This window comes from Cuniculiplasma divulgatum (genome assembly GCF_900083515.1).
Lineage (GTDB): Archaea > Thermoplasmatota > Thermoplasmata > Thermoplasmatales > Thermoplasmataceae > Cuniculiplasma > Cuniculiplasma divulgatum.
This window is the reverse complement of sequence record NZ_LT671858.1, coordinates 156423-181570: the sequence shown is the minus strand read 5'-3', so window position 1 is coordinate 181570 and position 25148 is coordinate 156423. Positions and strand designations below refer to the sequence as shown.

The window sequence follows — 25148 nt, the reverse complement described above, 5'->3', positions numbered from 1 at the left end:
TCTTAATTCTTTCCGTTTACCAGCTTTGCCTCAATCATTTTCATATTGTATCCTTTCGGGCAATCTACCTTATGCATTATTTTCCTGATATTGAATTTTACCTCGTCACCATAGTATGTGAGATTACACTTTTCTATGAATTCGCAGGTTATGTGATCGCACTTCCTGCTCTTAAGTGATAATGTAGAGCCTTCCTGAATCTTGTTTCCATATTCAACAACCAGATCCTCGTCCACCTCTTCGACCTCAACTGTTGCTACCTTGTCGTGATTAAATACCATACAGGGATGCTGTTGCTTTCTCACTTCCTTTATTCTATATCTTTTACCATGTTCAAGATTAAAGCATACATTTTTAATCTTGCATTCAGAACAGGTCTGTAACGGTTGCACAAACCTGAATACATGACCCACTTCCGCCTGATCTAATCCTATTAAGGATATTTTTGCTGCCATTTACTTTCCCTTCTTTTATTAAATTATATTGGTTATTTTGAGGGCATTCTCAGCAGCGCTGTAACTCAGATCCATGTCTCCAAGGATCGTAAATCTCTCTGGTCTTATCCTGTGAGCAGTTCTTACGGCCTGTACCATTACGGTATCACTTATACCATAGTCGCTTGCCCTGGTTTTAATACCGATATTTCTATATATTTCGGCAAGGCCCTTCCAGTCCCCACCATGCAGAAACATAGTTATTATTGATCCAAGTGCGACCTGTTCCCCATGAATGGCTTTTCCGGGTGCCATCATATCCAGAGCGTGAGCAATCAAATGCTCTCCTCCGCTCGCTGGCCTTGATGAAGCCGCTATTGCCATTGAAGTGCCAGATGCAAGTATCTGTTTGGTAACCAGCCAGACAGATTCTTCCACGCCGGGCATTATTAAATGAGATTTTTCTATGAGTTCCTTTGCAGCATACTCTGCTATGGCAGCTGCACTACTGCTGTAATCTTCCCCCTTTATTCTGTTCGCTAATTTCCAGTCCATTATTGCAGTTTCGTTTGAAATTACGTCTGCCGCTCCAGCTGAAAGGTACCTGAATGGAACCTTTATCATGACTGAGGTATCGGCTATTATGGATACGGGCATTACTCCTTCTTCAGAAACGGACCAGCCGTTCCTCTTTATGGATGCCCGCGGTGATGCTATACCATCATGGCTTGGAGTCGTAGGTACACTTATGAGTGGTACCCCAAGATAATATGCAGTTTTCTTTGCCAGATCGATCTTGCTACCACCTCCAACGCCAATGATCATTCCTGCACCATAGTCCTTTGCAAGTTCTGTAACCTTTGTAAGGTTTGTTTCGTCTGCACCTCCCGCTATTATAATCTGATTGTCTATGGAGCTGTCTGACAACATGTCTGAAATTTCCTTACCTGCAACCTTAATTGTATTTTCACCTGTTACTATACAAACTCTTCCATTTCTAAGATTTTTTTCAGTTACTTCACTGATTCTCTGTAAAACGCCGTGACCCACGTAGATATCACGTGGGAATTGCATAAATTTAAATTTATCAAACTCCATATTCCCAGACTGCTATTCATGTATTCTTTCAATATAAATTTTCATAAAAAAATGACATTTGTCACATCTTTTTAAATAAGATAACTGTAAAGTTTAAAGATCAAAACTGAGTTGTGTCTATTGGCATAGCTCCATTGGAGAAAAAACCATACTCATTTCTTGAAACAGCAATAACACCTGCAAGTTTTCCCTCCATGTTGTCTATTTCCTCCATTAGTATCCTGTTAAGGGGTTCCTCTCCTATTCTTGAGTAAATTCTGTAACACAGAAGCTTTTTTGCTATCTCTTCACCCAGTCCAGTTGCAACCACTGCACCATTAAGTCCACAGTAAATTCCTGCACCTATTAGTGGTACATCCCCTACTCTTCCAGGCATCATTGGAGAAGCTCCTCCGGTAGAAACTGCTGCGGCGAACTTTCCATTAACATATGCCACTGCACCTACGGTATCATGTGGCTCTTCCACAAGGCCATCATCTATCAGTTTCTTTATTGTTGAGTACCTTTCTTCAGAATTTGTTTTATCCTTTATGGCGTCTACCATCTTTTTATACGCTACTCTAGCCTTTTCTGTTACTGGATCATAGTCTGGATAGCCAGACCTTCTTGCAAAGTCTATGGCTCCTGAACCTGCAAGTGCTATGTGCGGAGTTTTTTCCATTACATCGAGAGCAACCAGTACCGGATTTTTCACTCTCTCTATGTTTATAACTGAACCAAAAGAACCAGGAATAGCTACAGCTGCATCCATCTGTATGGAACCATCTATTCTTATAACTGAGCCTGTTCCAGCATTGAATCTCTGATCATCCTCCATATACCTTACTGCATTCACTACAGTTTTTAGTGGATCGTCATCTTTGCTTTTTGAAGCTACACCATTCATATCTTCCAGCGATCTTCCCTTGGCTCCAACTCCACCATGTACAATAATGACACCACTCATTAATGCACATATCAATTCAATATAAAATTGTAGATGAAAGATATATACAAACAATAAGGTTGTTTCTCAATTACATTAATGCTATAACAGGAAATCTTATGGTGAATCTGACCAAAATAAATGTTGAGGGACTTATCCTTACTCAATTCATCAAATTAGTGACATTGATAAAAAAACTAATTATCTATAATCACATCCACAGACGAGGGCTCGTAGTCTAGCGGTATGATGTCTCCCTGACACGGAGGAGGTCACCGGTTCGAATCCGGTCGGGCCCACTTTAAGTATTAAACGAATACTTTATTTATGATTTTAGACTATATGATGTATGACCTATAAACCGAAGTATGACAACCTAATGGAAAACCCGAAAATAAGAAGATGGTTTGAGAATCTAAAGGCTAAATCAATACTTACAGCAACCGTTTACCGAAGGACTTTAGGCTACTATTGTGAATTGGAGAAAACTACGCCTGAACAACTTCTAACCGATATGGAAAAGTTAGAGTTTAGAGATAATTTCTTGGATTTTGTTAGAAGATTAGAGAAAGAGGGGAAAGCAGGGTCATATATTGTAAGATATAAAAAGGTTTTACGGTCTTGGGCTAAATTTAATGGAATCGATATAAAGTTAGATGTAAATATAGCAAATGAAAACGAAAGTCCAACGTTAGACAACGAAAGAGTGCCAAGCAAGGAAGAATTGAGCAGGCTTTTAAGAAAAGCGACATCAAGAGGCAGGGTATCAATCTCTATTATGGCATTTTCAGGCTTTAGACCCGAAACATTGGGTAATTACGAGGGCACAGATGGATTACGATTAGGCGATATTAAAGAGCTTAAGATTTCAGATGAAATCGAATTCACCAAGATTCCAGCCACAATAATGGTAAAGACAAGGCTAAGCAAGGCAAGAAACCAATACTTTTCTTTCATTGGAGAGGAGGGTATAACGTATATCAAGGAATATTTGGAGGAGAGAAAAAAGAACGGAGAGGAGCTAACTTATGAATCCCCACTGTTGCAATTTGATGTAAGAGGCACAAAGAAGAATGATTTTATGCGGACTATGTTGGTAACGAGGGATATCAGGGAGGCAATAACCACAGCAGGTCTAAAGATGAGACCTTACGTTTTAAGGGCATATTTCAGCACGGCGTTAGACATCGCAGAGAGCAAAGGTCTAATATCGCACCCGTGGAGGCAGTTTATTATGGGTCATAAGGGCGATATAGAGGCAAGATACAGCACAAATAAGAGGCTACCGCCAGATATGATAGAGGAGATGAGGGAAAGTTATCGTAAGTGTTTAAAATTCCTTGAAACGAGAATATCCGATGTTTCAGAGGACAACGCAAAGCTATTCTTACAGCAACAGCTCTTATCGGCAGTGGGCTACAAGCAGGAGGAGATAGACAAGTTAGACCTTTCAAGCGTGAGCAATGAGGACTTTCAGCAGTTGTTAAGGGACAAGGTAGCAGGTGCGATGAGCGACAACGGAGCGAAGCAGAAGGTCATACCTGTAAACGAAATAGAGCAATATATCAGCGATGGATACGACTTTGAAGCAGTATTGCCGAACGGAAAAGCGGTAATGAGGTTGAGGTTTTAGTCCTTTTTCATACACTTTTCATATAAGAATGCGTAATCAAACCATAAAGCATAGCTTTTTTTTCGTTTCTTGTGTTGAGCTTTTATAATTTCTGACAATAATTCAACATCGTTTTCATTTGAAAAATCTAATATGCCTTTCCGAGCAGGTTTCCCGTATGGTTCATAAGATGTTTCTAAAAATACTGATTTTATATCTTCCAAAAGCCGAAGAGCAGGACCACCATAATCAATTATAATCCCCACGTCAATTAAATCCTCAATATGTTTTATTGCGGTCTTTGAGTTCATTTTACTTTTTACAAGTTTAGTAATCTTATATTGACTCATTGTCTTATCAGCAGATAGCATAGTATTGATGATTTCCTCGCAGTAAGCACATGAATAGTATTCTACCCACGATAAATATATGCTCATAGGTATAGTAATGGTATTAACCATATATATTCTCTCATTGAATTACAAATAGATAAGTATGGTCGAACACGTTGATTTGATTTTGGTTAAAAAAACATCAATAAAACACCTTAAACATAGCTTTGCTAAGAAATTCCCAAATTCCCCCATCCTACCAATTCTCTTATCTCTGCCAGACGTGGTTTCAGGAGAGGAGCTTGTCGGTGCAACCGCTATTTTGATGGATTTGCTGGATAGAGAAACCCATAATAATATTGGAGGTGAAATATAATTATGATGGAAGCATTTAGCCGCCCCAGACGTAAACACGGACGTGTCGCAGTTGTGAGTGTGGCAGGCTTATTCGCTTTACTCGTGGCTATACTTCTAATACCCGTGTCTTTGGTAGGGGCAGTAATAACGAGTTGGATTATTTTTTGTATTGTTTTGAGTATTCTATGGAGAGCGCAGTTTGTGAGCCCGCAAAAAATACAGAATGAGATTTTAGCTATTGCAGATGTAAAACTAACGTGGCACGAGGACGAGAGCGGGAGGGGCTGGCAGAAGGACAGAGAAACAATATATGAAGGGAAAATGGACATAAACGAATATCTCGAAAGAAAGGGACATAATCGCATTATAGCAGTTATGGGGGCTTCCCGTTCAGGTAAAAGTCAATTGGTCTATAAATTAATCCAATCCTTATCAGAAGAAAAGAAAATAATTTTTATGTTTAAGGCAACAGATGATTACACAAGGTTAGGCTATCCTACACTCTATATCCACAAAGCAGTTCCTAATGTTTTTATAAGTCCAGAGGCAGTGGCAAGGGCGTTTATAACGGCATTTCCAATCAGCGCGAGTATGCAGGGCATAACCGCTTCAACAGTCAGAGGTCAGGTAAAGCAGATAGCGGAAAAGAGCAAAAATTGGCAAGATTTCAAAAAGATATTGGAGGATATGCTAAAATCCGAAAGTGAAAGCATTACCAAAGGAGCATTAAAGTTCATACAGAACAATTTGCCAATCATATATCGGGAAAATGTTTTGAATTATGAATTACCCAATACTTGTGTAGTTGATTTTGAGGGTTCAGAGAACACCGAGGTAGATATGCAATTTTTCAAATTCTATGCAGAGTTCTTGCTTAATCAACTCTCTAAAGAGGTATGGAACAAGAGGCAAAATACTTTATTCGTAATAGACGAGGCTCATTTATTGACAAAATCAGGGTTTTCTATAATACCAGAGATGTCCGCTCTCATTGGTGCAAAAGGTAGTATGATACTAGCTTCTCAAAGAATAGCGGATTTGCGAGGACAGGCATTAGATAACTGTAAAACACAATTCAGCTTCAAACAATCTGGCAAGGAGAATTTAGACGAGGTAAGTGCCATTAGTGATTTATTCCACCAAGTTGTAGCTCAAATGCTCTCTACTTACGAGTTTACGGACATCGGGCAGGATAGACCCGACCAATATGTGATAATATATAGATTGCAGAACCCAAAACCGAAGTTATATTCCGTGAAGGAGATTACAATAAACAATAATGACAGCAAAGGCAAAGGGAGTTCCGAGGAAGAGAGGAAGGAGGATATAGACTATCAAAAAGTTATCTTTGAATTTCTATCACAGGCAGGAAATATACAGGATTTGGGAAAGCGTTTTGCCGAGAGATATGGTGGGGAGGGAGAGAATTATCGTTTAACTTTATATCGTAAGACATTGCCGATGCTTTTAAAATTAGAGAAAATAGACGTGAAGGAAGTTAATAACGTAAAATTTGTAAATGATAAACCTGACATCAAAGACACAAAAATCTATTTCCGAAACGGAGAAAATCCATCTGGGCTTCATACTTATCTTGTGAATCGAACGGCGGACGTGATTTATCATAAGGGAATTAATCCGAAAATACAACCATCGGGTATTAGCACGGCAGATATTGAAAGCGATAAATATGTTTTTGAGATTGAAACAGGGCTTAAAAACGATATCTCGGACATCAAGGACAGGATAGCCTATTATCAGAAACAGGGCAAGGAAACAATTATCATCGTCCCAAACCAGAGTGAGAAAAAGAAGTATGTTGAGAAATACCCAGACGTAAAAGTGCTTACTTTGCCCGAATTACAGGAGGAAAAGCTATGAATATCGTGGGGAAGCAGAATTTTAACTATAAACATAGGCTTATCATTCTATCCTTATTGTTCATATTTTTTAACTTTCCTATCTTTTTCCAACAAGTTCCGTGGAACACATTACCACAATACACATTCGTTCCGAATTGGCTCTTTTACCCACTCATTTTTTCTTTTGCCATCGCTTTTATTGACATTATTATCTGGTTTGTAATTATGATTTTTTTGGAAGTTTTAGGTATTGTAGCGATGGTCTACGCTTTTTCTTTTACAGGGCTTTATTCTTTTTCGTGGGTATCTCTGGAAAACCCGATATTGCAAAGTTCTATGAGTATTAGTTTATTAATTATTGACGTGGTTTGGTATTTTGACTTATATCCACCAATCCACGCTTTGCTTACAAGAACATATTGGACTTCACCAGAGGATAGAGCGAGGAAAAAATACGAGAAAAAATTTAAATCAAAAGAAGAAGAGCCAGGCAACGAAACGGCAGAAAGAGAGCCTGTAATGATACACACTAAAGAGGAATTGGCACGATTACTGAATTTATGGCAACAGAAGTATGCTCAAGCAACAACAGAGGAGGGAAGGAAATTGGCTAATGAGAAAATTCGAGAATATCAGACTGAGTTAGAGAAGCTGAAAGCAAAGAGCGGGACGACCCCCGAAGAAAGAGCGAAGCTCACGCAAGGAGGTGATAATGAATGAGCATAAGAGATTGGTTCTTGAACCGTCAGATAAAGAAGATGCAGAAAGATAATAAGAAGAGGACAGACGCATTAGATGATTTTGTAAAGTGGACGGCAGGCTATAAGGAAGAAGACGAGGAGGAGGTTAAAAAATGAATTTAGATTACAAAACAAAGATAAAAATAAGAGAGATACTTTGCGAGGAGCGGGAAGCTAACCGCATTAATATGCTGGGAGAGCAAATAGACGACATAGTATATCGTGAAATTGAGAAAGCGGTAAATAAGCAGGGGAAAGAGACTCGGAAAGGAGGTGATAAAGAATGAGCGAGATAATGGAAATGGAAGCCGTTAATGTGAATGAATTACGAGAGCTAAAAAAGAGGGCAAGGAACGCAGAATACGGACACAATCCTGTATTATCGGTTATGGCAATGCAACAAAATATGTATCGTGAATTCAGACAGGAATTGGCACAAATCAAATATGAACACCCCAATAGTGCAGTAATAGGCAGGAAATCAGGAAGTAGGGTAGAGATAGAATATCGTCTATTTAGGAAACCGAAAATCCGTATTGACGAGGGAGGCGAGGAAATTGCCATCTTTTGAAATCAGAAAAAAAAGAGATTGCGTGGCTTAAGCTTATTATCTCTATTTTTGCAGTTTTCTTTACATATTTTCTGGCTTTCCTAATGATTATTGTTCGTGTATCCGTGCAGGACGCTACAACGAATAGCCCAGCGTCTATTACAGGAATGTGGATTGAATTAATTGGAATTACTTTTCTTTGGTCTTTCATTGCAATAGCTGTATGCTCATATTTCATCAGAATTATTGTAGTTCTTAAGACAGAGGAAATGGAGGTAAATCTATAAATATCTATCTTTTCAAATATAATAAGTGAGAGTATGAAAATACCCAATGCACCGAAGGGAAAACTGATTAGTTTTCTCATAACAATAGAATGGTTCGAGGAGGGAAGGAGAAAGCACGTAGTCTTGCACGTTAAGGAACACAAAAAAGGAAGGTATCACGCAAGGATTTCACACTTTATAGGTGAGAAAAATGGAAGCTGAAAGAAATGGGAAGGAGAGAAAAAACGACATAAAAACGATGAAATGGCGGACGGAAAATGAATTACACACTTTGTTATCTTTTGGAGCAGGGTCAGTGATTACGATTGAAAAGGAGCTTTTTACTCCTTCTGTATTTTCCGAGATACGCTATGGCGAGAGGGAGGGAATAGGCATATATTATCCTGTATATCGGGACGGCAGTTGTGCAGAGGCACAATACATTAAGTTCTCATACGCAAAATACGGAAAAGAGGACGTTGTCGTATTGGAAAGAGCCAGCAAAGAGGAAATGCAAGAATACGATAAGGAACGCTTAGGACATTTGTTAAGGCGATGAAATGAAGTGTAGAATATGCAAGGTCAGGATAGATGACGAGGAAGCAGGGATAACAGCGGTCAATAATTCAGGGCTATGCGTAGAATGTATGCACACCACCCTCTTTTTAAGCTCGTTGTTGCGAAAATAACGATTTCTTAGGGAGCGTGGCTTTGCCACCGCCACGTTTCCCCGATAAAGTTTATATCCTATTTTTCGTTATATTTATGGTGGCAAAATGCAAGAAATATACCCTCTAATACACATACACCAAAGAGGCCATCTATTCCTTATCGGCTCAAGGCTCAAGGAGTGTTGCCCTATGTGTGAGGAGGAAGAACAGCAAAAAAAGCGTCTAAACGCTATATTGCGAACAGAGAAACCAGCACAGACGAACGGATAGAAACAACAACAAAAAATCTATTGTTTTCGTGGTGCTTTTATATTTTGCTCACCATTCCCTTTTAATTATTCCAAGTTATATAACCGAGAATATGCCCGTATATAATATATGAACATCAAGATATAAATATATATCCATATCTTACATTGTGCATTTCTTTTCAGCTATATTCCAAGTAATATGACTATCTTTTACTTTGCTTCAATATTCATTGCAGATACCTTATTATATCTTTTCTACCCAATATTATTGTGATTGAATGGCTGAACAAGAAAACACAGACGAACAAAAGCATACCGAAGGTATGCTACAAGTGGAAAAGGACGTTCTCATAGGAGAGGAGCTACAACTCTCAAGTGTAGAAAAAACGAAAATAGAAAGGGAAGGTCAGGAGGCAGAGCTATATATCTATTACGCAAAACGGACTTCTGACGGACAGATTGTATCTTTCTATGGCTCATCAGTATTGAACGAGCAATACGATTTAGGCTATCTAAAACCTGATACCTTTTTCGTATTGGATAAACTCATTAGCAGGAAATCAGGGAACAGCTACTACAAGGCAATCATATTGCACAAGGCAGAGGTGAGTAAGTGATGCACATAACTACATTTCATATAGAGCCAGAAAACGTGGAATTCGTGGAGGAACTCACAAAGCACAAGGAGTTATCACGTGTCCTGAATTTTCTCATATCGCAATATAAGGAGAATAAAGGATATGTAGACCCACACACGAAAATAGAGCAGTTAGAACGGCAGTTAAAGGCCAAGACAGAGCAATATGAAGCAATGCGGAAGGAGGCAATGAAATGAAGGAATACAGAATAAAGTGTATGTTTTGCGGAACGCCATTATGTCAGTTAGAGGAAACGGAGAATTGGTATTGTCCGAAGTGCAGGAAATGGCTCACACTATCAGCCAGCAGAGTATCCAACAGACATTACGTTAGTAAAAGACCAGCTAAACGACCACGTAAGCTTAGCACGTGAGAGCCACACGTGCCCCCGTGTGTCAATACACGGGGCGCTTAATGCCCTCCTTATTTCCTTTTACTTTTTATTTCAGACTTCTTGAAAGAAGTCTACAAGAACTATAATTACGGACTTCTCGTGAGAAGTCCACAAGAGCAATAAGCCCCCGCCTCGCTACGCACAAGTGCGAAGCACAGGGCACTCTGCGACACGCCAACCTCCTGAACGGAGGATTTGGCTTTCGCTACGGCAAAAATTCACCCCTCCTTTGTTCGCTTCGCTCACAAATTCCCCCCCTCTTTTTGCCTTCGCTCGTCTCGGAGGTCTAATCAGGTATAGGCACGTGTACGCCTTCGGCGTTCACTTGTTGCTTCGCAACAGCCTATTATCCTGATTTGTCCAGCCCTTCGGGCTGTCCACCGACCCCCCGTGCCCTGTGCTTCGCACCCACCCGTGCTATGCACGTGTGGGCTACGTGTCCCTTCGGGACACTTCGGGTCTTCACTTCGTTCAGACCTGCTACGCTCGGCGGAGGAGGGGGTTCGCAGGAAAGCCCTTAAAATTTCAGATTTAATAATACGGGCTTTCCTTTGCGACAAACTTCTTCAAAAGAAGTTTGAACAAGAATAAGGGTGGTTTGGTCCCTATTTTTATGAGAAAATAAAACCCCATTACTGACACAAGTATGATAGTCCGACTCGGAAAAATCATATCTTAAAAAATGTTTACTTACTCCATTTCTTGATTTTCAAAAAAATAAAAAAGTATAAAAAATAGTGATTATTGTTTCATTATCCCCCATTTTGCTTGGCGGCTGGCATGTCCAAACTTACTTCCTCAACCACAAAATCCGCATCAGTCATTTTTTCACCTCCAAATTTCAATTTGAATAATCTTATTTAAAGATTATTTAGTTTTTGTTACTACATAAGCTTATTACATTGTAATAGTAATTATAATTAATGAAGGTTAAATCAGTTTCCGAAATTCTAATATATCCACCAGATAGGATTGTTGGGGATCTATGGATTGTTAGGAATTGGGTCACTAAAAGAAATTATAAGGTAAGTTCTCCAACTTTGGCAATACTTTTATATTGCAAAATTCCACATACTGTGGGAGATATTCTAGATTTCTTTTATGAGAAATATGGAATCAAAAATGAGCTTATTCATCTTGGACTGAAAAAACTTATGGCAACTGACCTTTTACTGGAAGTTAAACAAGAAATGGATGGTTCTAATGAAGTGTTTGGTTTAGAGTTTGATAATTGGTATAAACATAATTGGTATATGGCGTTACTTTATCATCTAGTGTCTTATGATTATCCCTTTATCGAGGATTATGTTGCAAAACAACGGATGATTAATTATAGTAGTCAAGAAATTGATTCTAACAGATATAAGGAATATAATTCGCAGGTTTCGTATGACATCCCCAAAGCTACAGAGGTGAAAATACGAGAAACTAATACCTCTAAGCAAAAATGTGTCAATTTTGCCGATTTGCTTACGATGGCATCACTTGGTTATACAAGAGTTGGGAGCTTAAGAGTTTATTGGAATGGAGACCCACTAATATTGAGAACCAGTCCATCCGGGGGGTCCAGACATCCTACTGAGACATACATTGTAGCGATAAATGTGGAAGGTTTGGAGTCTGGGTGGTACCACATTTCTGTTAAAGATTCCAAACTTGAACAAATAAAAATTGGTGGAACAGACCCAGATGACCTAAGACTTCTTTTTCCTACAACATATGTGCGACCCGATTTTCATGTTGATTTAATCTTAATATTTACCAGTATATTTGAGAGAAATATGTATAGATATCGAGAACCTAGGACTTTCCGAACTATACATATGGACGTGGGACATTTAGCGGCGACAACTGAAATCATATGTGAAAAGTTAGGATATAAGTATTTAGTTCAATATTCAGCTAATGATGAAGGGATAGAAAAATTTCTAGGATTAAGCCCATTGAAAGAAGGCTATATGGCATCTATGGCTATAGGAAACTAGAGGAGATGAAGTTTTGAAAACACTTGAAAATATTAAATGGAAAGAATTGACAACTATTGATAATTTTACTGAACCATCTAGACTTATAATTTCAAATCCTTTACTTTATAAGAGAATAAAAATTAAATTAGACGCATTCATAGAATTTCTTTTATTTAATCAAATGGGAAATTCTGATTTAACCATTTTTTCATATTTAAGAGAAATAGGGTTTTTAATTAATACAAACGAGGAGCCAGAAACAGAGAACTTGGATAGCATCTTACATTGGTTTAAAAGAGGATGGTACGATTCATTAATTTATTATGTGTGGTCTAAAAAGGTGAAATTCATTGACGATGAAGATTATTCAGGAGACCTAAGAAGAGGTTTGATAAATGCATATTTAAGTGAAAATAGTTTGCCGGATAGGATTGTCGAATCCCTCGAATTTACAAAAATTAAAATGCCAATACCTAAAAATGTAGGTCTAGAAGAGGTAAACTTAAAAAATGTACTCTTAGGCAGAAGAACGACCAGAATTTTTCAAAATGAATCAATGAAACTAGAGGATTTTTCTAGTATTTTATGGAATGCTCTTTCAAGAGTTAGGCACGTTAGAAACCTCAGTTATGAAGACCCTTTAGATTATTTTGCAAGCCATGGAACAGAATTTGATTTTTACGTGATTGCCTATAATATTAATCACTTACAAAATGGAATATACCTTTATGACGTAAAGGACCATTTCCTTTCCGAATTAAAGTCTGGAGATTTTAGAGAGGAGATGATACATAATTTATGGTGGCATCAAGCACCAAAAACAGCTAATTTTACTATCCTTTTCGTTACTGATTTTGAACAATACCAATGGAGATATAGGCATGAAAGGGCACTTAGAAACATATTCATAGAAGCGGGAAGAATAGCTCAGAGATTGATATTTGAAGCGGAGCGAATGGGGTTTGGTTCGTTACCAACACCCGCAACTAGAGATTCTTCATTTGACAAGATGCTTAGTTTGAAAAGGAACAAACAATTTGTATTGTATACGATAACGGTCGGAAAAAAACCTTCACCTTCTTTACTTATGGACAACACCTCCAGCAACATATTAAACTTGCAATGGGTTAATGAGATTTAAAATTTAATGTAAATTATTTATGACTAATATGAACCGCGATATTAGAAACTATATGTTTACTGCTTCAAGTATTTCTCTATCTCGAATAGCTACTGCCATCTTTTATATTAGCATTCTGTGGGTCTCTTTTACGGTCACGCATTCCCCGGTCTATACTGGAATTGCCGACGGACTTGTTACGTTACCATTATTTTTGAGCTTTGCTGTGGGCTCTTTTGTGGATAATAGTATACATAAAAAATTTATAGCAATCCTGTTTTCTCTTATTCGGGCTTGTTCAGTGGTGCCTTTATTATTCACTTTTCTCTTTAACCAAAAAGCGTTCCTTATTATCTTTCTATTCTTGTTCGCATTTTCGGTTGGACTGACATCTGATTTTATTAACTCCGTTAGAGCAGTCTGGATAAAGAAATTCTTAAAAGAAGGAGAGAAAGTAAAAAGATACAGGGCTTTTTCAAATATTTTATACAACATTTCAGAAGGATTAGGTTACATTTTAGTAGGCTTTTTAATTTCAACAGGAGTAACGTTTACATTAATATTTGTATTACTTATTTACCTGACCTCAACAATCCCAATTTCTCTCATCAAAGTTTACGAAGAACCTAAAAGACACCAGCTAAAGGCTGGTGCTAGAAAGTTAAGTGACCCTTTGAACTTTATAAGAAAATCTCCAATAGTTTTAGTCCTTTTTACAGAGGGATTTCTGGTTAATTTTATATTCGGTATGTTTGGAGTTTTGACTACTGTAATGGTGGTTAGAATATTCCAACTACCAGCGTTGTACCTCTCTGTTATATATCTTATACTTACGTTAGGGATTTCCATAGGATCCTTTTTAGAAAGAAAGGAAGGATTTCCGAGATTGAACAGAGTCTTTTGGTCAATAGCTGTATTGGCGGTAATGCTTATAGCACTAAGTTACATTACTCAATTTATATACGTTCTTCTGCCTATGTTTATAATTGGGATATCTATTGGGGTTAGTGAAATTATAATTTTCTCCGGAATTCAAAATAATGTTCCTGAAGAGATAACGGGAACAATTCAAGGTTATTATAATAGCCTTGCTACTGGCTTAACATTTTTGTCTGCACCAATAACCGGAATTTTGGTGCAGTTTACTGGCTATCATAATACATTTTTCTTAATTTCAACCTTTTCACTAGCAATAATATTAATAATTATTTGGAGGCGAACAATTACCCATGTCCATAGAAATTAGGAAATTATCTATTGAGGATCTAGAAACTCTGATTGAAGTTGCTAGAGAATCATGGAAATGGACTTACGCAGGCATATACAGTGAGGAATATATCGAGAGTTGGATAAGGGAGAAATATTCTAAGGAAAAACTGCTAAATGAAATAGTAAGATCTCAATCTAACCTTGATATATTATTCCTCGGAGCTTTTGCAGATTCGACGTTAATTGGATTTATTGAATTGAAGATTATTGCTAATAAAGCTGAATTACTTCGCTTATATCTTAAACCGGAATACACGCACAAGAAGATTGGAAAAACATTACTGTTAGAGGCAGAGAAAATTATGAAGAAAAAAGGTATTCTGGAATGCAGACTATATGTTCACAGACAAAATTCTGTGGGATTTTCGTTCTATTATAAGAACGGATTCAAGGTTGAGGATACTGATGGAAGCGATTTTATAATGGAAAAAAAATACGAATCATAATTTATAGAAAATTCTTCTGGGCCAAATTCATATGTTCATTTAATGGACACCATGTTACTCATACAAAAGAAGACTTGCTTACAGTTGTAAATGGGACTCTACCTATCTCTAATATTACAGGATTTGCTTAAAAGTTTAAACGGGCTCGGTCGGGCCCATTTCTATTGTACTTTACACAAAAATAAAAAATCTTTGATTTGTAATTATTAGAAAGAATTCGGAATTATTTCATATTGTTTTTCTAAGCTGGTGAAAAGCTTTTTGAGAGAAACTCTTCTACTTTCAAATCAATATGAATTTTGAATGATTAAATAGTAAAGATGGAAGAATGTCATTCGATCCTTCCCGATACAGTTGCATTTTTTTCCCTAACCTCTTCCCTCAACTTTGATCTAATGAATGAGACAGTGTTGATCCATGCGTAAACCCACAGTATATTCAGTGCAGCTGATATTCCAATAAATGCCCAGAGCAGTGCAGAATAACTTGTGAAATCAAATATTTTCATTGTGGATGTTGCAAAAAGACCAAGAGGAAATCCATATGCCCAGACACTGAGTGTTCCTCTTGATGGTTTAGTGAATATAAGTATAAGAACCACCAAAAAGTTCCAGACTTCAAATCCCCATAGCAATATAGAAACAAGTTCTACTGTGGATGCTGAAAGGGAGATATTGCCTATTACTTTGAACCCTGAAATTGTGAATATATTTATGATTATTAGACTTGCAATACCCACTGGAAGCATCGTGGTTGGGAGTGTATCATGAACCTTGGTAGTTACGTGCCCGGATAATGCGAGCGAACCTATAAATATGTACAGAAAGAAGAATATACCAAGTCCCATCAGGACGAGAAAATACATAGATTGTGCTTCAAAACCTCCAAAATACTTCATGAGAGGTGTCGCAAGAAAAACACTTGTTCCTATTGCAAGGGGTGGGATCACAATTGCATAGTTCATTTCCCTGGGATTGATTTCCTTTGTGTATAGTCGATAACCAAGCAGAACACCAATAATAAGTGCAAAGAGGTACTCACCATAGAAGTTCAGGACGGATAGATCTGCTGACCATCCGGAAAGGCCAAAGAAATATATCAACTGATAATTAGCCACAAAACCTATAATCGGGATGAGTGCTACAAAACTCAGCCTCGTAAGATTGTTCCAGTGGGTAAACACCTTATCCCTTATAGCGAGCCCACGTATAATCCATATTACCAGGATTACAAGAAATAGGATGATTCCTGTTATGGAAAACGCCTCAGCAAGGTAATTATACCATACATTTCCTGTTTCTCCATATGAAAGAATATATATCTGTGAAAGAGCCAAAGTTGATATGGCTATCCCGAACCACTCTGACCCAAACATATTTAGTGTACTTTTCCTCATTTTCATTCCCTCAGAATATAATCGTGTTTGCAGTTTACCATTTCAGTATCCCCGTAGCGGAAGTAAGTGTTCTGTTCCCTGTTATGAATCTTGTAAGAAACAGTGCATCTTCCATTTCCTTCTCTGTTCCTCCCTTTATAAAGAACTGTGATAGATACACCTTTGCACATTCTGGGTATCTTATAGAAACAGCATCTGCAAATGCTATAAGAAAGACATCTTTCTGGCTCATTATAAACGGTGAAAGTAACTCTGACTTCTCCTTCAGATGTTCATCCAAAAGTCCAAATGAAATTGAAGCGAGTGATACGAGATCTTCCGGAAGAGATTCCATGTGTGATTCTGACTGGATCTTGGCCAGTATCTTCTTTATTTCAACATCGTCCGATGCTTTCACATTCCTTTTCTGTACAACTGGTAATATTGCAGTCATTACTGACATTGTTGAAGCCATTACAACCATTTTTGCAACTTTTATGGAATCCAGTATCTCCAACATTTCAGCCCCAAAATTCTGAGCAAGCTTGAAATGTATCATGGCGGAGCTTTCCTGACCATTTGATAGTGATACTGACATCGCCATTAGAGCCAGTGTTTTTTTCTGAACATACTTTCTCCCGAGATACATTTCATTATTCTCTCTGAACTGTTCCTTGGCCAGTTCCACGTTATGGTGGCCGAGCAGCTTTATAACTTCTGGCATTCCTCCAAGAGTCGACTTTGCAAATCTTTCTATTTCTTCCATTTCGTCTGTCATGATCAAAGGATGTGTTATTTGTACTAAGTAATGTCTGGCAAAAAATTTCATTATTGATTTGAATTTAAACAAAAATTGTGTTTTGATTCATTCATGTAATTTTGTGACGCACTTCTGTGTATCTATGGTACTTCATCCAGTATAACCTCAAAGTCCACGTCATATACACCAAATGCTGGAAGTATTTTTCTGGCATAATTCCTTATTTCACCGCATTCTTCCCCAATAATATGTATGCTGAATCTCCTCGAACCTGTGGTAATTGTGAGTTTCTTGATCCTCTTTTCTCCTTTTACAAAGGATACAAATTCATCTATTTTCTCAGCCGGAATGTTGAATGATATGTATGCCTTGCATCCCATGCCTAGCTTTGTGTAATCTATATCACCCCTGCATCCCTTTACTATACCTCTCTGTTTCAAAAGTACCATCCTGTCCCTTACTGTCCAGAGATTCTTTCCTGTTCTTTCTGCGATATCGTTATATGTCAGTGAACAGTCTTCCTCCATTATCTCTATGATATCCAGATCGAGTTGATCAAGTTTGAAGGGTTTCATTAACAGAACATATAGTTTGCATATATAGTGATTTCCAGTTTCTGATTAGGGAATAATAGTGCACATATTTGTAATGAATACTACTATTGAGAGTGACGTTGTTTCTGGTAAATGGTATATAATTTTAAAATTTAAATGAGACTTAACACTTCAAGAATGTTTCAAAAAACTATAAATATTTTAAATTTTAGTATTGCTCTAAATTTTTGTGATCAATTGTTATTGACCCTTAGTTGCAGATTCTACAGATATTGGCTGATTTGGCTTAAAATCCCAAACGCCTTCTGCAGGATCTTCTGATGATACTTCCAGACTCAATCCCTTTGTTTCACGTATTGTCAGCAATGTTACAACTGCTCCTATAGCTGCCATTGCTCCAAGTAGCTCGAATTCACCACCATTTCCAAGTGCTGTTCCAAGTATAAGGAAAAGGAATGTAAATATTCCAGCACCAAGTTTTGCAATTGATGCTGCAATTCCATGGGCTGTAGATCTTATTTTTGTTGGGAAGAGTTCTGTTGGAAGGATGAATGTTGTTGTGTTTGGACCTATGTTTCCAAACAGGTATGATACTCCAAAGACCATTATGAAGAGATCAATATCGGTTTTAAGGAATGAGTATTCAAAACCAAGTACAATGTAGGAAATAGCCATCACCGCAAATCCTAACCATTGAAGCAACCTCCTTCCGGCTTTGTCTATCAACCCAACCGATATCCAGTATCCTGGAAGTGCAAAAGCACCTGCCAGTATTGTATCACCTATTGCAGTGTTGAATATGGTAGTTCTAAGGGAAGCAGAAGAACCATATCCTATCTGTTGAAGTATGAATCCATTATTTAATGTGGTTCCGTAAAAAGCCATATCGAATATGAACCAGGAAATTGTGGTTCCTAGCACAAATATTAGGTACTTTCTCAGTGAATGCATATAATCTTTACTGCTCAATTTCTTTACCTTTGTTATGGTCTGATCTACTGAACCAGCACCAACACCAGTTATTGTTGAGATTGCTTTTTCAGCTGCACCCTTGTTTCCCTCGACCTGTAATGAGAATCTTGGTGTTTCCATCAGCTTTCTTCTCAGATATACCACATATATTGCTGGTATTGCACCGAAGGCGAGCATTAGTCTCCATGAATCTGCTATTGGAAGTATGTATATTGATCCGAGTCCTACCAAAGCACCGGATACAAGACCGAATCCCTGCATTGCAAATACCATGCTTACCAGTTTGCCCCTGTGTTTACTGCTTGAATACTCACTCATTATTGTTGAACTTATTGGGTAATCTCCACCAACACCTATACCAACAATGAATCTTGTTATTATGAGCATTGGGTAATTAACCGAAAGAGCGGAAAGGATCGTAAATATTATCATGATACTAAGTTCTAAACCATAGATTTTCTTCCTTCCATATCTATCTGCAATATGTCCAAATACCATTGCTCCAAAGAATGCTCCAAACAGTACCGCTGATGAGATCAGACCTTCTATTATCTGAATATTAAGAACCTGAAATCCTAGAAGATTGGTTGTTCCCTTTATTGCTACCAGATTGAAACCATAGGTTGATGCTAGTATTGGACTTGCTACAGTAAGAACAAACAGTAAATAGGCATCTGTAAAGAATCCCATACCTGCTACAAACATTGTCTTGACATGACCTCTTCTAAGACCTGAATTATCTAGACCTCCAAGAATATTATTTTCCATCCCGTTCCCGATAGAAGTAGATTGCATGATTTTCCTTATAGATTTTCTTAATAGTATATATAAAATATATAGACATACAGAGACTAATAAATGATAATGATAATATATAGTGAATTTAAATTAAATAATTTTTTTTATTCTGAGAGAAACTTATTGACTGAATGGCTAACACCCTTTTCCAAAACCTTAATTAGGCAATTGATCTCATTCCTGAATTGAATGAAAATATAGTTGTTGTCGGTGGGGGACCTGTTGGGGCCTTTTCCTCATATTTTCTCAGGAAAAGTGGAAACAGTGTAAAATGGATTTCAGGCAAGAAAATCACGAATTCGGCTGCATGGTCAAGCGCAGGACTTGTGGGACCAGGGTTAAGTTTTCCTCTTCCTGATTATGAGGGGTTGAAAGGCAATATGAAGTGGCTCTTCAGGAGAGATTCCCCTGTCAGGCTTGGCATGGGATTCATGCTTTCCAATTTATCATGGTTTTCTGCTTATTCAAGAAGCAGGCATAAGATTTTATCTGAAAGTGGGAAGAAAAGCCAGTATATGCTGACTACTGGATCGATGAAAATTCTGGATGAATTTGTTGAGAATTACAGTATGGGTATTGATATTGTACATACCGGATTGTTGCAAACCTTCAAAACTCAGGAAGAGATGACAAAGATTTCAGAAGAGTTAAGGAAAGATGGAACAGTTAAATTTGAGGTTCTTTTACCTGAACAATGCCTTGAAAGGGAGCCCGCACTTGGAACAAAAAAGCTATCTGGCATTTATTACCCGGAAGAATCTTCACTTAATCCTAGAAAACTACTAAGCGAAATGAGGAGGATTAACAGGGAATCAGGCATTGAGGTAATTGAGAATGATATTGAAAGTGTAAAAATGAATGGTAGCTCAGTGAAACACGTTGTTTCTGGTGGTGATGCTATAAAAGGCGATGAATTTCTTATCTCATCTGGAATGGGTAGCACCGTAATTGCCTCCATGTTTGGTCTGAAGCTGCCACTTGCCCCAGGGTGGGGTCACAGTATTACATATGATGATGTAAAGGAAAGACCTCATATGCCTGTTGAATTTAGTGAGGATGGTGTGTATGCAATACCAATGGGTAACAGTCTCAAGGCGACAAGCTTCTTCGAGTTTAGAGGGCAGTCATTCAAACCACCAGCTGAACGCTTTGAATACCTTAAGAGAGTAATGAGTGATAAGTTCAAATTTCTGGATGGAATAGAACCTGCAAGTAAAAGTTCAGGAATGAGACCCTGCACACCTGATAGTCTGGCCATCCTTGGAAAGTCTTCAAAATTCACCAATCTCTTCTGGGCAACAGGTAACTGCAGACAGGGGGTAATGCATTCAGGTGAGATGGGAAGGCTGGCTTCCATACTGATTGATGGTGGGAAAATACCTGAAGAATTTGATCTCTTCTCTCCATCAAGATTCAGTGTGTAATATTCTGGAAAAATAAAATTTCAATATTTTATTTGCACTTAAACTTACTATCTTGAATTTCTATACATTTCAAGAACTGTACTTAGATTTCTGTATGCCAGTTCAGGGGAATATGGAACTTCCTCGTCTCTTTCAATAGTTGTCAGGAACCCAGATATTTCTGCATCGAAAACATCAACCTCCTTAATTTTCTGTATCTTTCCATTGAGTACAGGCATACCGAAAGCAGTTCTTGGTTGACCAGGTTCCCTCATACCCCTGAATTCATATATGCTCCCCTCAGTTCCTATTACCTCAAATGACGGAACATCAGGGGAAGAAATATAGTTCCATGAATAGTAGAAAATTCCTGTGGCACCTGATCTGAATTTGATAAGAGAAACAGTGTTATCCTCTCCCTCTATAGATGACTTTCCCTTATACACCCTTGAAATTATATCTTCATACTCTCCACCCAGATCCAGCAATGCTTCAATGAAGTGTATTCCTCCATCTATTAGCGCACCACCACCCATCATCTTTTCATTAGTTCTCCATCCCTGGTTGTTGAACTGGTTTTGACTTCTTACTATGATTGTGTGTACTCTTCCAATCATCCCTTTTTTCTCGTATTCCATTGAATGAATTAGTGAGGAGTCAAAATGATACTGTTCTGCTACCATGAATTTTACATTGTTTTCTTTGGACACTTTTATCATCTCTCTTGCTTCTTCGAGAGTGCCTGCGATAGGTTTCTCTATCAGTACATTTTTGCCTTCCTTCATGGCTCTCACAGCCAGATCTCTGTGCATATAATGTGGCATTACCATATCAATTACGTCATGAGAAGAATTCATTGCCTCGTTGAGATCATTATACGTATTCTTAACATGAAATTCGTCTCTGTATCTTTTCAAAACTTCCTCATTTCTTGAAAACACTGAAAAATCGTACCCAAGTTTCCTGTAGCTCTCTGCGTGAACAAAACCAAAACCATTTCCTCCCAGTAGCAATATATTCATATTGATCAAATAACAAACTCATATTTTACCTTAATATTTGTGATCTTTAAACTATTTACAGTAGTAAAGAAAAATGGATATAAACGGGATTACTATTTTATTTAAAGAGATATAAGTGGATGAATTTAGAAGGGAGAGAAGGGAAATCCAATTTCGACCCTTTGAAGTACTATGTATCATATGGGTTATTCTCGTTTTCTAATGGGTTGTTTGGGATCTTCATAAATGTACTTTTCTTCACTTCAAATAACATAAGTGATGTGATATATTACCAGTTATCACTTCAGATTTCTCAAACATTATTCTTTCTTGTTGGCACATATTTAATTGCATACGTTAGTGCTAGATTTCTATATTCTATCGGTACTTTCCTTAAAGCTGCTGTAATATCAAGTCTTTTTATTTCTCCTTTTTTCTCGGGAAATGCTGTATATTTTGGGTTACTGTATGGGGTTTCATCAGGTATTTTTTGGGCAGGCAATGCGACATTTACATTGGCGATCTCAAAGACGATAAAGAGGTTTAACTTTCTTTCAATAAATTCTGCAGTATCAAACCTTAATTCACTCGTTGCACCTTTAGTTGCTGGTCTACTTATTGCCTATTCTTTTGCAACAGGTATAGAAAGGTATCTTAACGATTTTCTTCTTGCCTCTATTCTGCTTCTCCTTTCAGGAATTGTATCCCTTCTTGTTAGATCAAGCGGAGAAAAGGGGGGAGAATTTCATGTAAAAAATACAATAATAAAGGAAGATAAATATGGAAAGTTCAGGTTATTATTTTTTACTTCATCAATTCTGGGAATGGTGATGAGTGCAGTTATTCCAGTTTATGTTTTCTATTTGACTAGGAATTTTGTCCTCACAGGTATATACGGGACTGTTACAGCTTCTGTTGGGTTCGTTTCCAATGCAATTGCTCCATATATGAAAAAGAAAGTGAAACGTTATGTGCCTTATGCAATATTTCTTGTTATACTTTCGTCACTTGCCTATATTGTCAGATTCTCATATACCCTAATATTAATATTTCTCGCATCTTCTATAATATTGTTTTTCATAACACCTCTTTCTAATCTTGGTGTGAGTGAATTTATGCAATATCTTGATGGTTTTAAGAGAACAAGACACTTTTGGATAAATAGGGAATACTATCTGGTAGCAGGACGTGTTCTTTCTCTTGCCGGTATACTATTTGTGGCAGACTACTTCTCACTTTATGATGCGATAGCAACGTTGCCACTTTTTGCCACATCTGTTCTAGGATATATTCCAGTATTGAGAAATTCTAAGAAGTGATTGGTTGTGATATTTGATTCTATTTAGTTTGCTTTCTCATTTTATTAATCTTTAACACCAGTATGCCTCCGGAAGGGAACAGAACTTCTATATTATTTCTCTCCACTTTTTTTATCTCAGCGTTTCCACCAATTTTAACGAAATCGTTGTTTATGTCTGATATAATAGATACTGATTCCGGACCATGATTAATCATTACCAAGAATTCTCCATGGTTAACTTCCTTTCTTCCTATTTCTATCCATGGACATGTTGATTCATGTTCCACAGCTACTCCACTCATTTTCCCTATCTCTCTATATATCTCGTGATATTTTTGATTCCAATTATTTTCTTCAATAGAAGATAGAATAAGCTCCATTGGGATATTCATAAAGAAGTTCTTGCCTTTGTTTGATTTGGTGAAAATAGGATTTCCAAACTGATCCTGAGCAATTACTTGGGCATCTTTTACCTTTACCCTATATGAATATACTTGCAATTCGTCAAGAATGAGTTCTATCTTTTCTCCCTTTTTAATCTTCCCAAAGTTTGTCAGGAAGTTTAATGTGATTTTTTCGCTGTAATGAATTCCTTTTTCACCAGCTTCCAGTACATTTTGCAATCCAAATAATTCTTCCCAGAGATAAGTAAATGATTCATGATAATTATTTAGCGAAATCTTACCGCTAATTCCCCGGAATGTTGAAGCATATATGCCTACTTGCTTTTTTTCACTCGCTTCCATGATTTTCGACCAAGATGTTGCCTTCAATGTAGGAGTTGATGGTATTATTATGAGTTTCTTCGATTCTATCTTTTCTGTAATGTTGTCTTCGTAAAATGCACTATTCTCAATGTTTGCCATTTTCATGAGTTGAATGGAAATTGTAAGCCCATTTGGAAATCTACTGAAAAGCTGTCTCTTGTAATTAGGATCAATTGACGTATATTCATTGGATATAAAGAAAGGTACAAGAACAGAGGCGTTAGATGATTCTGAAAAATCTTTACTTTTTATTCCACTGCTTTCCAGTTCCATTATTTCGTCTGAAAATTTCTTGAATAGTTTTCCCGATAGTTTAGGATTTCTGTGGTTATCCATCAATCCAAAATTAAGTTCTATCAATCTCCATTCGTAAGGTGGGTCTTCTATCTGTTCAAAATCTGAACTACACCAGATAAGGGCACCAAGAGAGCCATTAATAAAGGATGACCATAGTATGGAATAAATGAATTCTCCCTGAGAGTCCTCTGATACTTGATTTGTACTAAACCCGAATTCTTCAAGAAAACTTCTGTTATTTCCATCGTTTGAGTATATTCTTAACATAGAGCCATAGGTGAATCTATGTCTTATTTTATCATTATCATAAAAATATATGTGCAGCCCAGAATAGTCCGAATAGCCTTCTATGTTTTGTGGTTCCTGGAGATAAGAAATAACTTCTCCGGATGAAGCCAGATGTTTTGGATCATAAAGTTTTACAGTTTGGTAGAATGATTTTTCAATTGAAAGAGCTTGATACTTATCCTTTGGCTCTAAAACTATGCTCATTTCATTACTCATTAACCATCCTTCGATAGCTGGATGATTCCTGAATCTAACCACTATAGTTTTCACAAACTCAGTGAATTTGATTATGGACTCATAGTCATAGATCCGGTTTTCAGGTGCCCACGGTATAAACCAGTTTCTTCCACTCATATGACCTACCATGAATGTAAGCATTACATTTTGCCCACGGGAAGCACAGATGTCTAGAAATTGAGATAGGTTTTTCAGCGCTTCCTGATTTATTTTCCCATAATTATCTATGAAATCCTCGTCCAGAATGAAACCTCGCAATGTTGTCGTACCAAGCTTTGATAGGGAAGTTATATCCTTTGAAATCTCTTCTGGTTCCCAGTTTTTCCACATTTTTATATTCTGTCTTGTTGGCCAATAATTTACCCCTAACAAGAAATTATCTTTCCATTTATTTTCCATCATGTATGCCTAGAAAATACGCATATTTATATTTGATAGGGATGATCGAGTTTTGACCAAATGTC

28 protein-coding genes and 1 tRNA gene are annotated in these 25148 nt (G+C 37.3%); 19 read left to right on the top strand and 10 right to left on the bottom strand.

Annotated features, from left to right (window positions below):
* Positions 1–2 precede the first annotated feature (2 nt).
* The 3 genes from CSP5_RS00865 to CSP5_RS00855 form a co-directional block, all read right to left on the bottom strand.
* Positions 3–455, bottom strand: a complete 453-nt coding sequence (locus CSP5_RS00865; RefSeq protein WP_021789336.1) for a UPF0179 family protein — start codon at positions 453–455, stop codon at positions 3–5.
* Positions 456–473: 18 nt separating this feature from the next.
* Positions 474–1532, bottom strand: a complete 1059-nt coding sequence (locus CSP5_RS00860) for an NAD(P)-dependent glycerol-1-phosphate dehydrogenase (protein WP_021789337.1) — start codon at positions 1530–1532, stop codon at positions 474–476.
* Between the two features lie 100 nt (positions 1533–1632).
* Positions 1633–2478 carry an isoaspartyl peptidase/L-asparaginase gene (locus CSP5_RS00855; protein ID WP_021789338.1) on the bottom strand — a complete coding sequence of 282 codons (846 nt, stop codon included), beginning with the start codon at positions 2476–2478 and terminating at the stop codon, positions 1633–1635.
* A gap of 206 nt (positions 2479–2684) precedes the next feature.
* Between CSP5_RS00855 and CSP5_RS00850 the strand changes: the two genes are divergently transcribed.
* Positions 2685–2756 (top strand) — tRNA-Val (locus CSP5_RS00850).
* Positions 2757–2806: 50 nt separating this feature from the next.
* Positions 2807–4090, top strand: coding sequence for a site-specific integrase (locus CSP5_RS00845; protein ID WP_148689461.1), 1284 nt, complete (start codon positions 2807–2809; stop codon positions 4088–4090).
* Here CSP5_RS00845 and CSP5_RS00840 read toward each other — a convergent pair.
* Entirely contained in the window at positions 4087–4380 is a 294-nt protein-coding gene (locus CSP5_RS00840; protein WP_162053233.1) for a hypothetical protein, read from the bottom strand. The genes CSP5_RS00845 and CSP5_RS00840 overlap by 4 nt on opposite strands.
* Before the next feature lie 208 nt (positions 4381–4588).
* Between CSP5_RS00840 and CSP5_RS00835 the strand changes: the two genes are divergently transcribed.
* The 15 genes from CSP5_RS00835 (at position 4589) to CSP5_RS00780 (ending at position 14932) form a co-directional block, all read left to right on the top strand.
* The gene (locus CSP5_RS00835) at positions 4589–4777 is read left to right on the top strand and encodes a hypothetical protein (protein WP_172399368.1); all 189 of its coding nucleotides are present in this window, start codon (positions 4589–4591) and stop codon (positions 4775–4777) included.
* A 2-nt stretch (positions 4778–4779) separates the two neighbouring features.
* Positions 4780–6639 carry an ATP-binding protein gene (locus tag CSP5_RS00830; RefSeq protein ID WP_077076053.1) on the top strand — a complete coding sequence of 620 codons (1860 nt, stop codon included), beginning with the start codon at positions 4780–4782 and terminating at the stop codon, positions 6637–6639.
* The gene (locus CSP5_RS00825; RefSeq protein ID WP_021794336.1) at positions 6636–7340 is read left to right on the top strand and encodes a hypothetical protein; all 705 of its coding nucleotides are present in this window, start codon (positions 6636–6638) and stop codon (positions 7338–7340) included. The genes CSP5_RS00830 and CSP5_RS00825 overlap by 4 nt, the downstream gene beginning before the upstream one ends.
* On the top strand, positions 7337–7477 hold the full coding sequence (locus CSP5_RS09655; protein WP_021794335.1) for a hypothetical protein: 141 nt from the start codon (positions 7337–7339) through the stop codon (positions 7475–7477). Before CSP5_RS00825 ends, CSP5_RS09655 begins: the two co-directional genes overlap by 4 nt.
* Positions 7474–7647, top strand: coding sequence for a hypothetical protein (locus CSP5_RS09650; RefSeq protein ID WP_021794334.1), 174 nt, complete (start codon positions 7474–7476; stop codon positions 7645–7647). Before CSP5_RS09655 ends, CSP5_RS09650 begins: the two co-directional genes overlap by 4 nt.
* Positions 7644–7931, top strand: coding sequence for a hypothetical protein (locus CSP5_RS00820; RefSeq protein ID WP_021794333.1), 288 nt, complete (start codon positions 7644–7646; stop codon positions 7929–7931). The genes CSP5_RS09650 and CSP5_RS00820 overlap by 4 nt, the downstream gene beginning before the upstream one ends.
* Positions 7928–8197: a hypothetical protein gene (locus CSP5_RS00815; RefSeq protein ID WP_021794332.1), complete on the top strand. Its 270-nt coding sequence runs from the start codon at positions 7928–7930 to the stop codon at positions 8195–8197. The genes CSP5_RS00820 and CSP5_RS00815 overlap by 4 nt, the downstream gene beginning before the upstream one ends.
* Positions 8198–8230: 33 nt before the next feature.
* Positions 8231–8398 (top strand): hypothetical protein, encoded by a 168-nt coding sequence (locus CSP5_RS09645; protein ID WP_021794331.1) that lies wholly within the window; start codon positions 8231–8233, stop codon positions 8396–8398.
* A complete protein-coding gene (locus CSP5_RS00810; protein ID WP_021794330.1) occupies positions 8388–8735 on the top strand; it encodes a hypothetical protein in 348 nt (115 codons plus the stop codon). The genes CSP5_RS09645 and CSP5_RS00810 overlap by 11 nt, the downstream gene beginning before the upstream one ends.
* A 641-nt stretch (positions 8736–9376) precedes the next feature.
* Entirely contained in the window at positions 9377–9715 is a 339-nt protein-coding gene (locus CSP5_RS00805) for a hypothetical protein (RefSeq protein WP_021794329.1), read from the top strand.
* On the top strand, positions 9715–9933 hold the full coding sequence (locus CSP5_RS00800; protein WP_021794328.1) for a hypothetical protein: 219 nt from the start codon (positions 9715–9717) through the stop codon (positions 9931–9933). The genes CSP5_RS00805 and CSP5_RS00800 overlap by 1 nt, the downstream gene beginning before the upstream one ends.
* Positions 9934–11053: 1120 nt before the next feature.
* Positions 11054–12115, top strand: a complete 1062-nt coding sequence (locus CSP5_RS00795) for a SagB/ThcOx family dehydrogenase (protein ID WP_010900799.1) — start codon at positions 11054–11056, stop codon at positions 12113–12115.
* A 13-nt stretch (positions 12116–12128) separates the two neighbouring features.
* Positions 12129–13238: a SagB/ThcOx family dehydrogenase gene (locus CSP5_RS00790; protein ID WP_048161557.1), complete on the top strand. Its 1110-nt coding sequence runs from the start codon at positions 12129–12131 to the stop codon at positions 13236–13238.
* Positions 13239–13257: 19 nt separating this feature from the next.
* Positions 13258–14463: an MFS transporter gene (locus CSP5_RS00785; protein WP_077076051.1), complete on the top strand. Its 1206-nt coding sequence runs from the start codon at positions 13258–13260 to the stop codon at positions 14461–14463.
* On the top strand, positions 14447–14932 hold the full coding sequence (locus CSP5_RS00780; RefSeq protein ID WP_010900802.1) for a GNAT family N-acetyltransferase: 486 nt from the start codon (positions 14447–14449) through the stop codon (positions 14930–14932). The genes CSP5_RS00785 and CSP5_RS00780 overlap by 17 nt, the downstream gene beginning before the upstream one ends.
* A 331-nt stretch (positions 14933–15263) precedes the next feature.
* Here the strand turns inward: CSP5_RS00780 and CSP5_RS00775 are convergent, their stop codons facing one another.
* From CSP5_RS00775 to CSP5_RS00760, 4 genes are all read right to left on the bottom strand, one after another.
* Positions 15264–16328: an SLAC1 family transporter gene (locus CSP5_RS00775; RefSeq protein ID WP_148689460.1), complete on the bottom strand. Its 1065-nt coding sequence runs from the start codon at positions 16326–16328 to the stop codon at positions 15264–15266.
* A gap of 34 nt (positions 16329–16362) precedes the next feature.
* Positions 16363–17085, bottom strand: coding sequence for a hypothetical protein (locus CSP5_RS00770; protein WP_145983896.1), 723 nt, complete (start codon positions 17083–17085; stop codon positions 16363–16365).
* Positions 17086–17207: 122 nt separating this feature from the next.
* On the bottom strand, positions 17208–17642 hold the full coding sequence (locus tag CSP5_RS00765; RefSeq protein WP_021789362.1) for an Lrp/AsnC family transcriptional regulator: 435 nt from the start codon (positions 17640–17642) through the stop codon (positions 17208–17210).
* Positions 17643–17861: 219 nt separating this feature from the next.
* Positions 17862–19388, bottom strand: coding sequence for an MFS transporter (locus CSP5_RS00760; RefSeq protein WP_148689459.1), 1527 nt, complete (start codon positions 19386–19388; stop codon positions 17862–17864).
* Positions 19389–19576: 188 nt separating this feature from the next.
* Here CSP5_RS00760 and CSP5_RS00755 point away from each other — a divergent pair, with 188 nt between their 5' ends.
* Positions 19577–20815: an NAD(P)/FAD-dependent oxidoreductase gene (locus tag CSP5_RS00755; RefSeq protein WP_172399367.1), complete on the top strand. Its 1239-nt coding sequence runs from the start codon at positions 19577–19579 to the stop codon at positions 20813–20815.
* A gap of 47 nt (positions 20816–20862) precedes the next feature.
* Here CSP5_RS00755 and CSP5_RS00750 read toward each other — a convergent pair whose 3' ends face one another.
* Positions 20863–21816: a Gfo/Idh/MocA family protein gene (locus CSP5_RS00750; protein WP_148689457.1), complete on the bottom strand. Its 954-nt coding sequence runs from the start codon at positions 21814–21816 to the stop codon at positions 20863–20865.
* Between the two features lie 119 nt (positions 21817–21935).
* Between CSP5_RS00750 and CSP5_RS00745 the strand changes: the two genes are divergently transcribed.
* Complete coding sequence (locus CSP5_RS00745; protein ID WP_148689456.1) at positions 21936–23114, top strand: MFS transporter permease; 1179 nt, start codon at positions 21936–21938, stop codon at positions 23112–23114.
* Positions 23115–23133: 19 nt separating this feature from the next.
* Here CSP5_RS00745 and CSP5_RS00740 read toward each other — a convergent pair whose 3' ends face one another.
* Positions 23134–25086: a glycoside hydrolase 5 family protein gene (locus CSP5_RS00740; RefSeq protein ID WP_148689455.1), complete on the bottom strand. Its 1953-nt coding sequence runs from the start codon at positions 25084–25086 to the stop codon at positions 23134–23136.
* Between the last annotated feature and the right edge of the window lie 62 nt (positions 25087–25148).

What these genes read in the sequence shown, in the direction of transcription:
- CSP5_RS00865 (WP_021789336.1), bottom strand. Translation starts at nt 455, where the DNA reads ATGGCAGCAAAAATATCCTTAATAGGATTAGATCAGGCGGAAGTGGGT.
- CSP5_RS00860 (WP_021789337.1), bottom strand. Translation starts at nt 1,532, where the DNA reads ATGGAGTTTGATAAATTTAAATTTATGCAATTCCCACGTGATATCTAC.
- CSP5_RS00855 (WP_021789338.1), bottom strand. Translation starts at nt 2,478, where the DNA reads ATGAGTGGTGTCATTATTGTACATGGTGGAGTTGGAGCCAAGGGAAGA.
- CSP5_RS00845 (WP_148689461.1), top strand. Translation starts at nt 2,807, where the DNA reads ATGACCTATAAACCGAAGTATGACAACCTAATGGAAAACCCGAAAATA.
- CSP5_RS00840 (WP_162053233.1), bottom strand. Translation starts at nt 4,380, where the DNA reads ATGAACTCAAAGACCGCAATAAAACATATTGAGGATTTAATTGACGTG.
- CSP5_RS00830 (WP_077076053.1), top strand. Translation starts at nt 4,780, where the DNA reads ATGATGGAAGCATTTAGCCGCCCCAGACGTAAACACGGACGTGTCGCA.
- CSP5_RS00825 (WP_021794336.1), top strand. Translation starts at nt 6,636, where the DNA reads ATGAATATCGTGGGGAAGCAGAATTTTAACTATAAACATAGGCTTATC.
- CSP5_RS09655 (WP_021794335.1), top strand. Translation starts at nt 7,337, where the DNA reads ATGAGCATAAGAGATTGGTTCTTGAACCGTCAGATAAAGAAGATGCAG.
- CSP5_RS09650 (WP_021794334.1), top strand. Translation starts at nt 7,474, where the DNA reads ATGAATTTAGATTACAAAACAAAGATAAAAATAAGAGAGATACTTTGC.
- CSP5_RS00820 (WP_021794333.1), top strand. Translation starts at nt 7,644, where the DNA reads ATGAGCGAGATAATGGAAATGGAAGCCGTTAATGTGAATGAATTACGA.
- CSP5_RS09645 (WP_021794331.1), top strand. Translation starts at nt 8,231, where the DNA reads ATGAAAATACCCAATGCACCGAAGGGAAAACTGATTAGTTTTCTCATA.
- CSP5_RS00810 (WP_021794330.1), top strand. Translation starts at nt 8,388, where the DNA reads ATGGAAGCTGAAAGAAATGGGAAGGAGAGAAAAAACGACATAAAAACG.
- CSP5_RS00805 (WP_021794329.1), top strand. Translation starts at nt 9,377, where the DNA reads ATGGCTGAACAAGAAAACACAGACGAACAAAAGCATACCGAAGGTATG.
- CSP5_RS00800 (WP_021794328.1), top strand. Translation starts at nt 9,715, where the DNA reads ATGCACATAACTACATTTCATATAGAGCCAGAAAACGTGGAATTCGTG.
- CSP5_RS00795 (WP_010900799.1), top strand. Translation starts at nt 11,054, where the DNA reads ATGAAGGTTAAATCAGTTTCCGAAATTCTAATATATCCACCAGATAGG.
- CSP5_RS00785 (WP_077076051.1), top strand. Translation starts at nt 13,258, where the DNA reads ATGACTAATATGAACCGCGATATTAGAAACTATATGTTTACTGCTTCA.
- CSP5_RS00780 (WP_010900802.1), top strand. Translation starts at nt 14,447, where the DNA reads ATGTCCATAGAAATTAGGAAATTATCTATTGAGGATCTAGAAACTCTG.
- CSP5_RS00775 (WP_148689460.1), bottom strand. Translation starts at nt 16,328, where the DNA reads ATGAGGAAAAGTACACTAAATATGTTTGGGTCAGAGTGGTTCGGGATA.
- CSP5_RS00770 (WP_145983896.1), bottom strand. Translation starts at nt 17,085, where the DNA reads ATGACAGACGAAATGGAAGAAATAGAAAGATTTGCAAAGTCGACTCTT.
- CSP5_RS00765 (WP_021789362.1), bottom strand. Translation starts at nt 17,642, where the DNA reads ATGAAACCCTTCAAACTTGATCAACTCGATCTGGATATCATAGAGATA.
- CSP5_RS00760 (WP_148689459.1), bottom strand. Translation starts at nt 19,388, where the DNA reads ATGCAATCTACTTCTATCGGGAACGGGATGGAAAATAATATTCTTGGA.
- CSP5_RS00750 (WP_148689457.1), bottom strand. Translation starts at nt 21,816, where the DNA reads ATGAATATATTGCTACTGGGAGGAAATGGTTTTGGTTTTGTTCACGCA.
- CSP5_RS00745 (WP_148689456.1), top strand. Translation starts at nt 21,936, where the DNA reads ATGAATTTAGAAGGGAGAGAAGGGAAATCCAATTTCGACCCTTTGAAG.
- CSP5_RS00740 (WP_148689455.1), bottom strand. Translation starts at nt 25,086, where the DNA reads ATGATGGAAAATAAATGGAAAGATAATTTCTTGTTAGGGGTAAATTAT.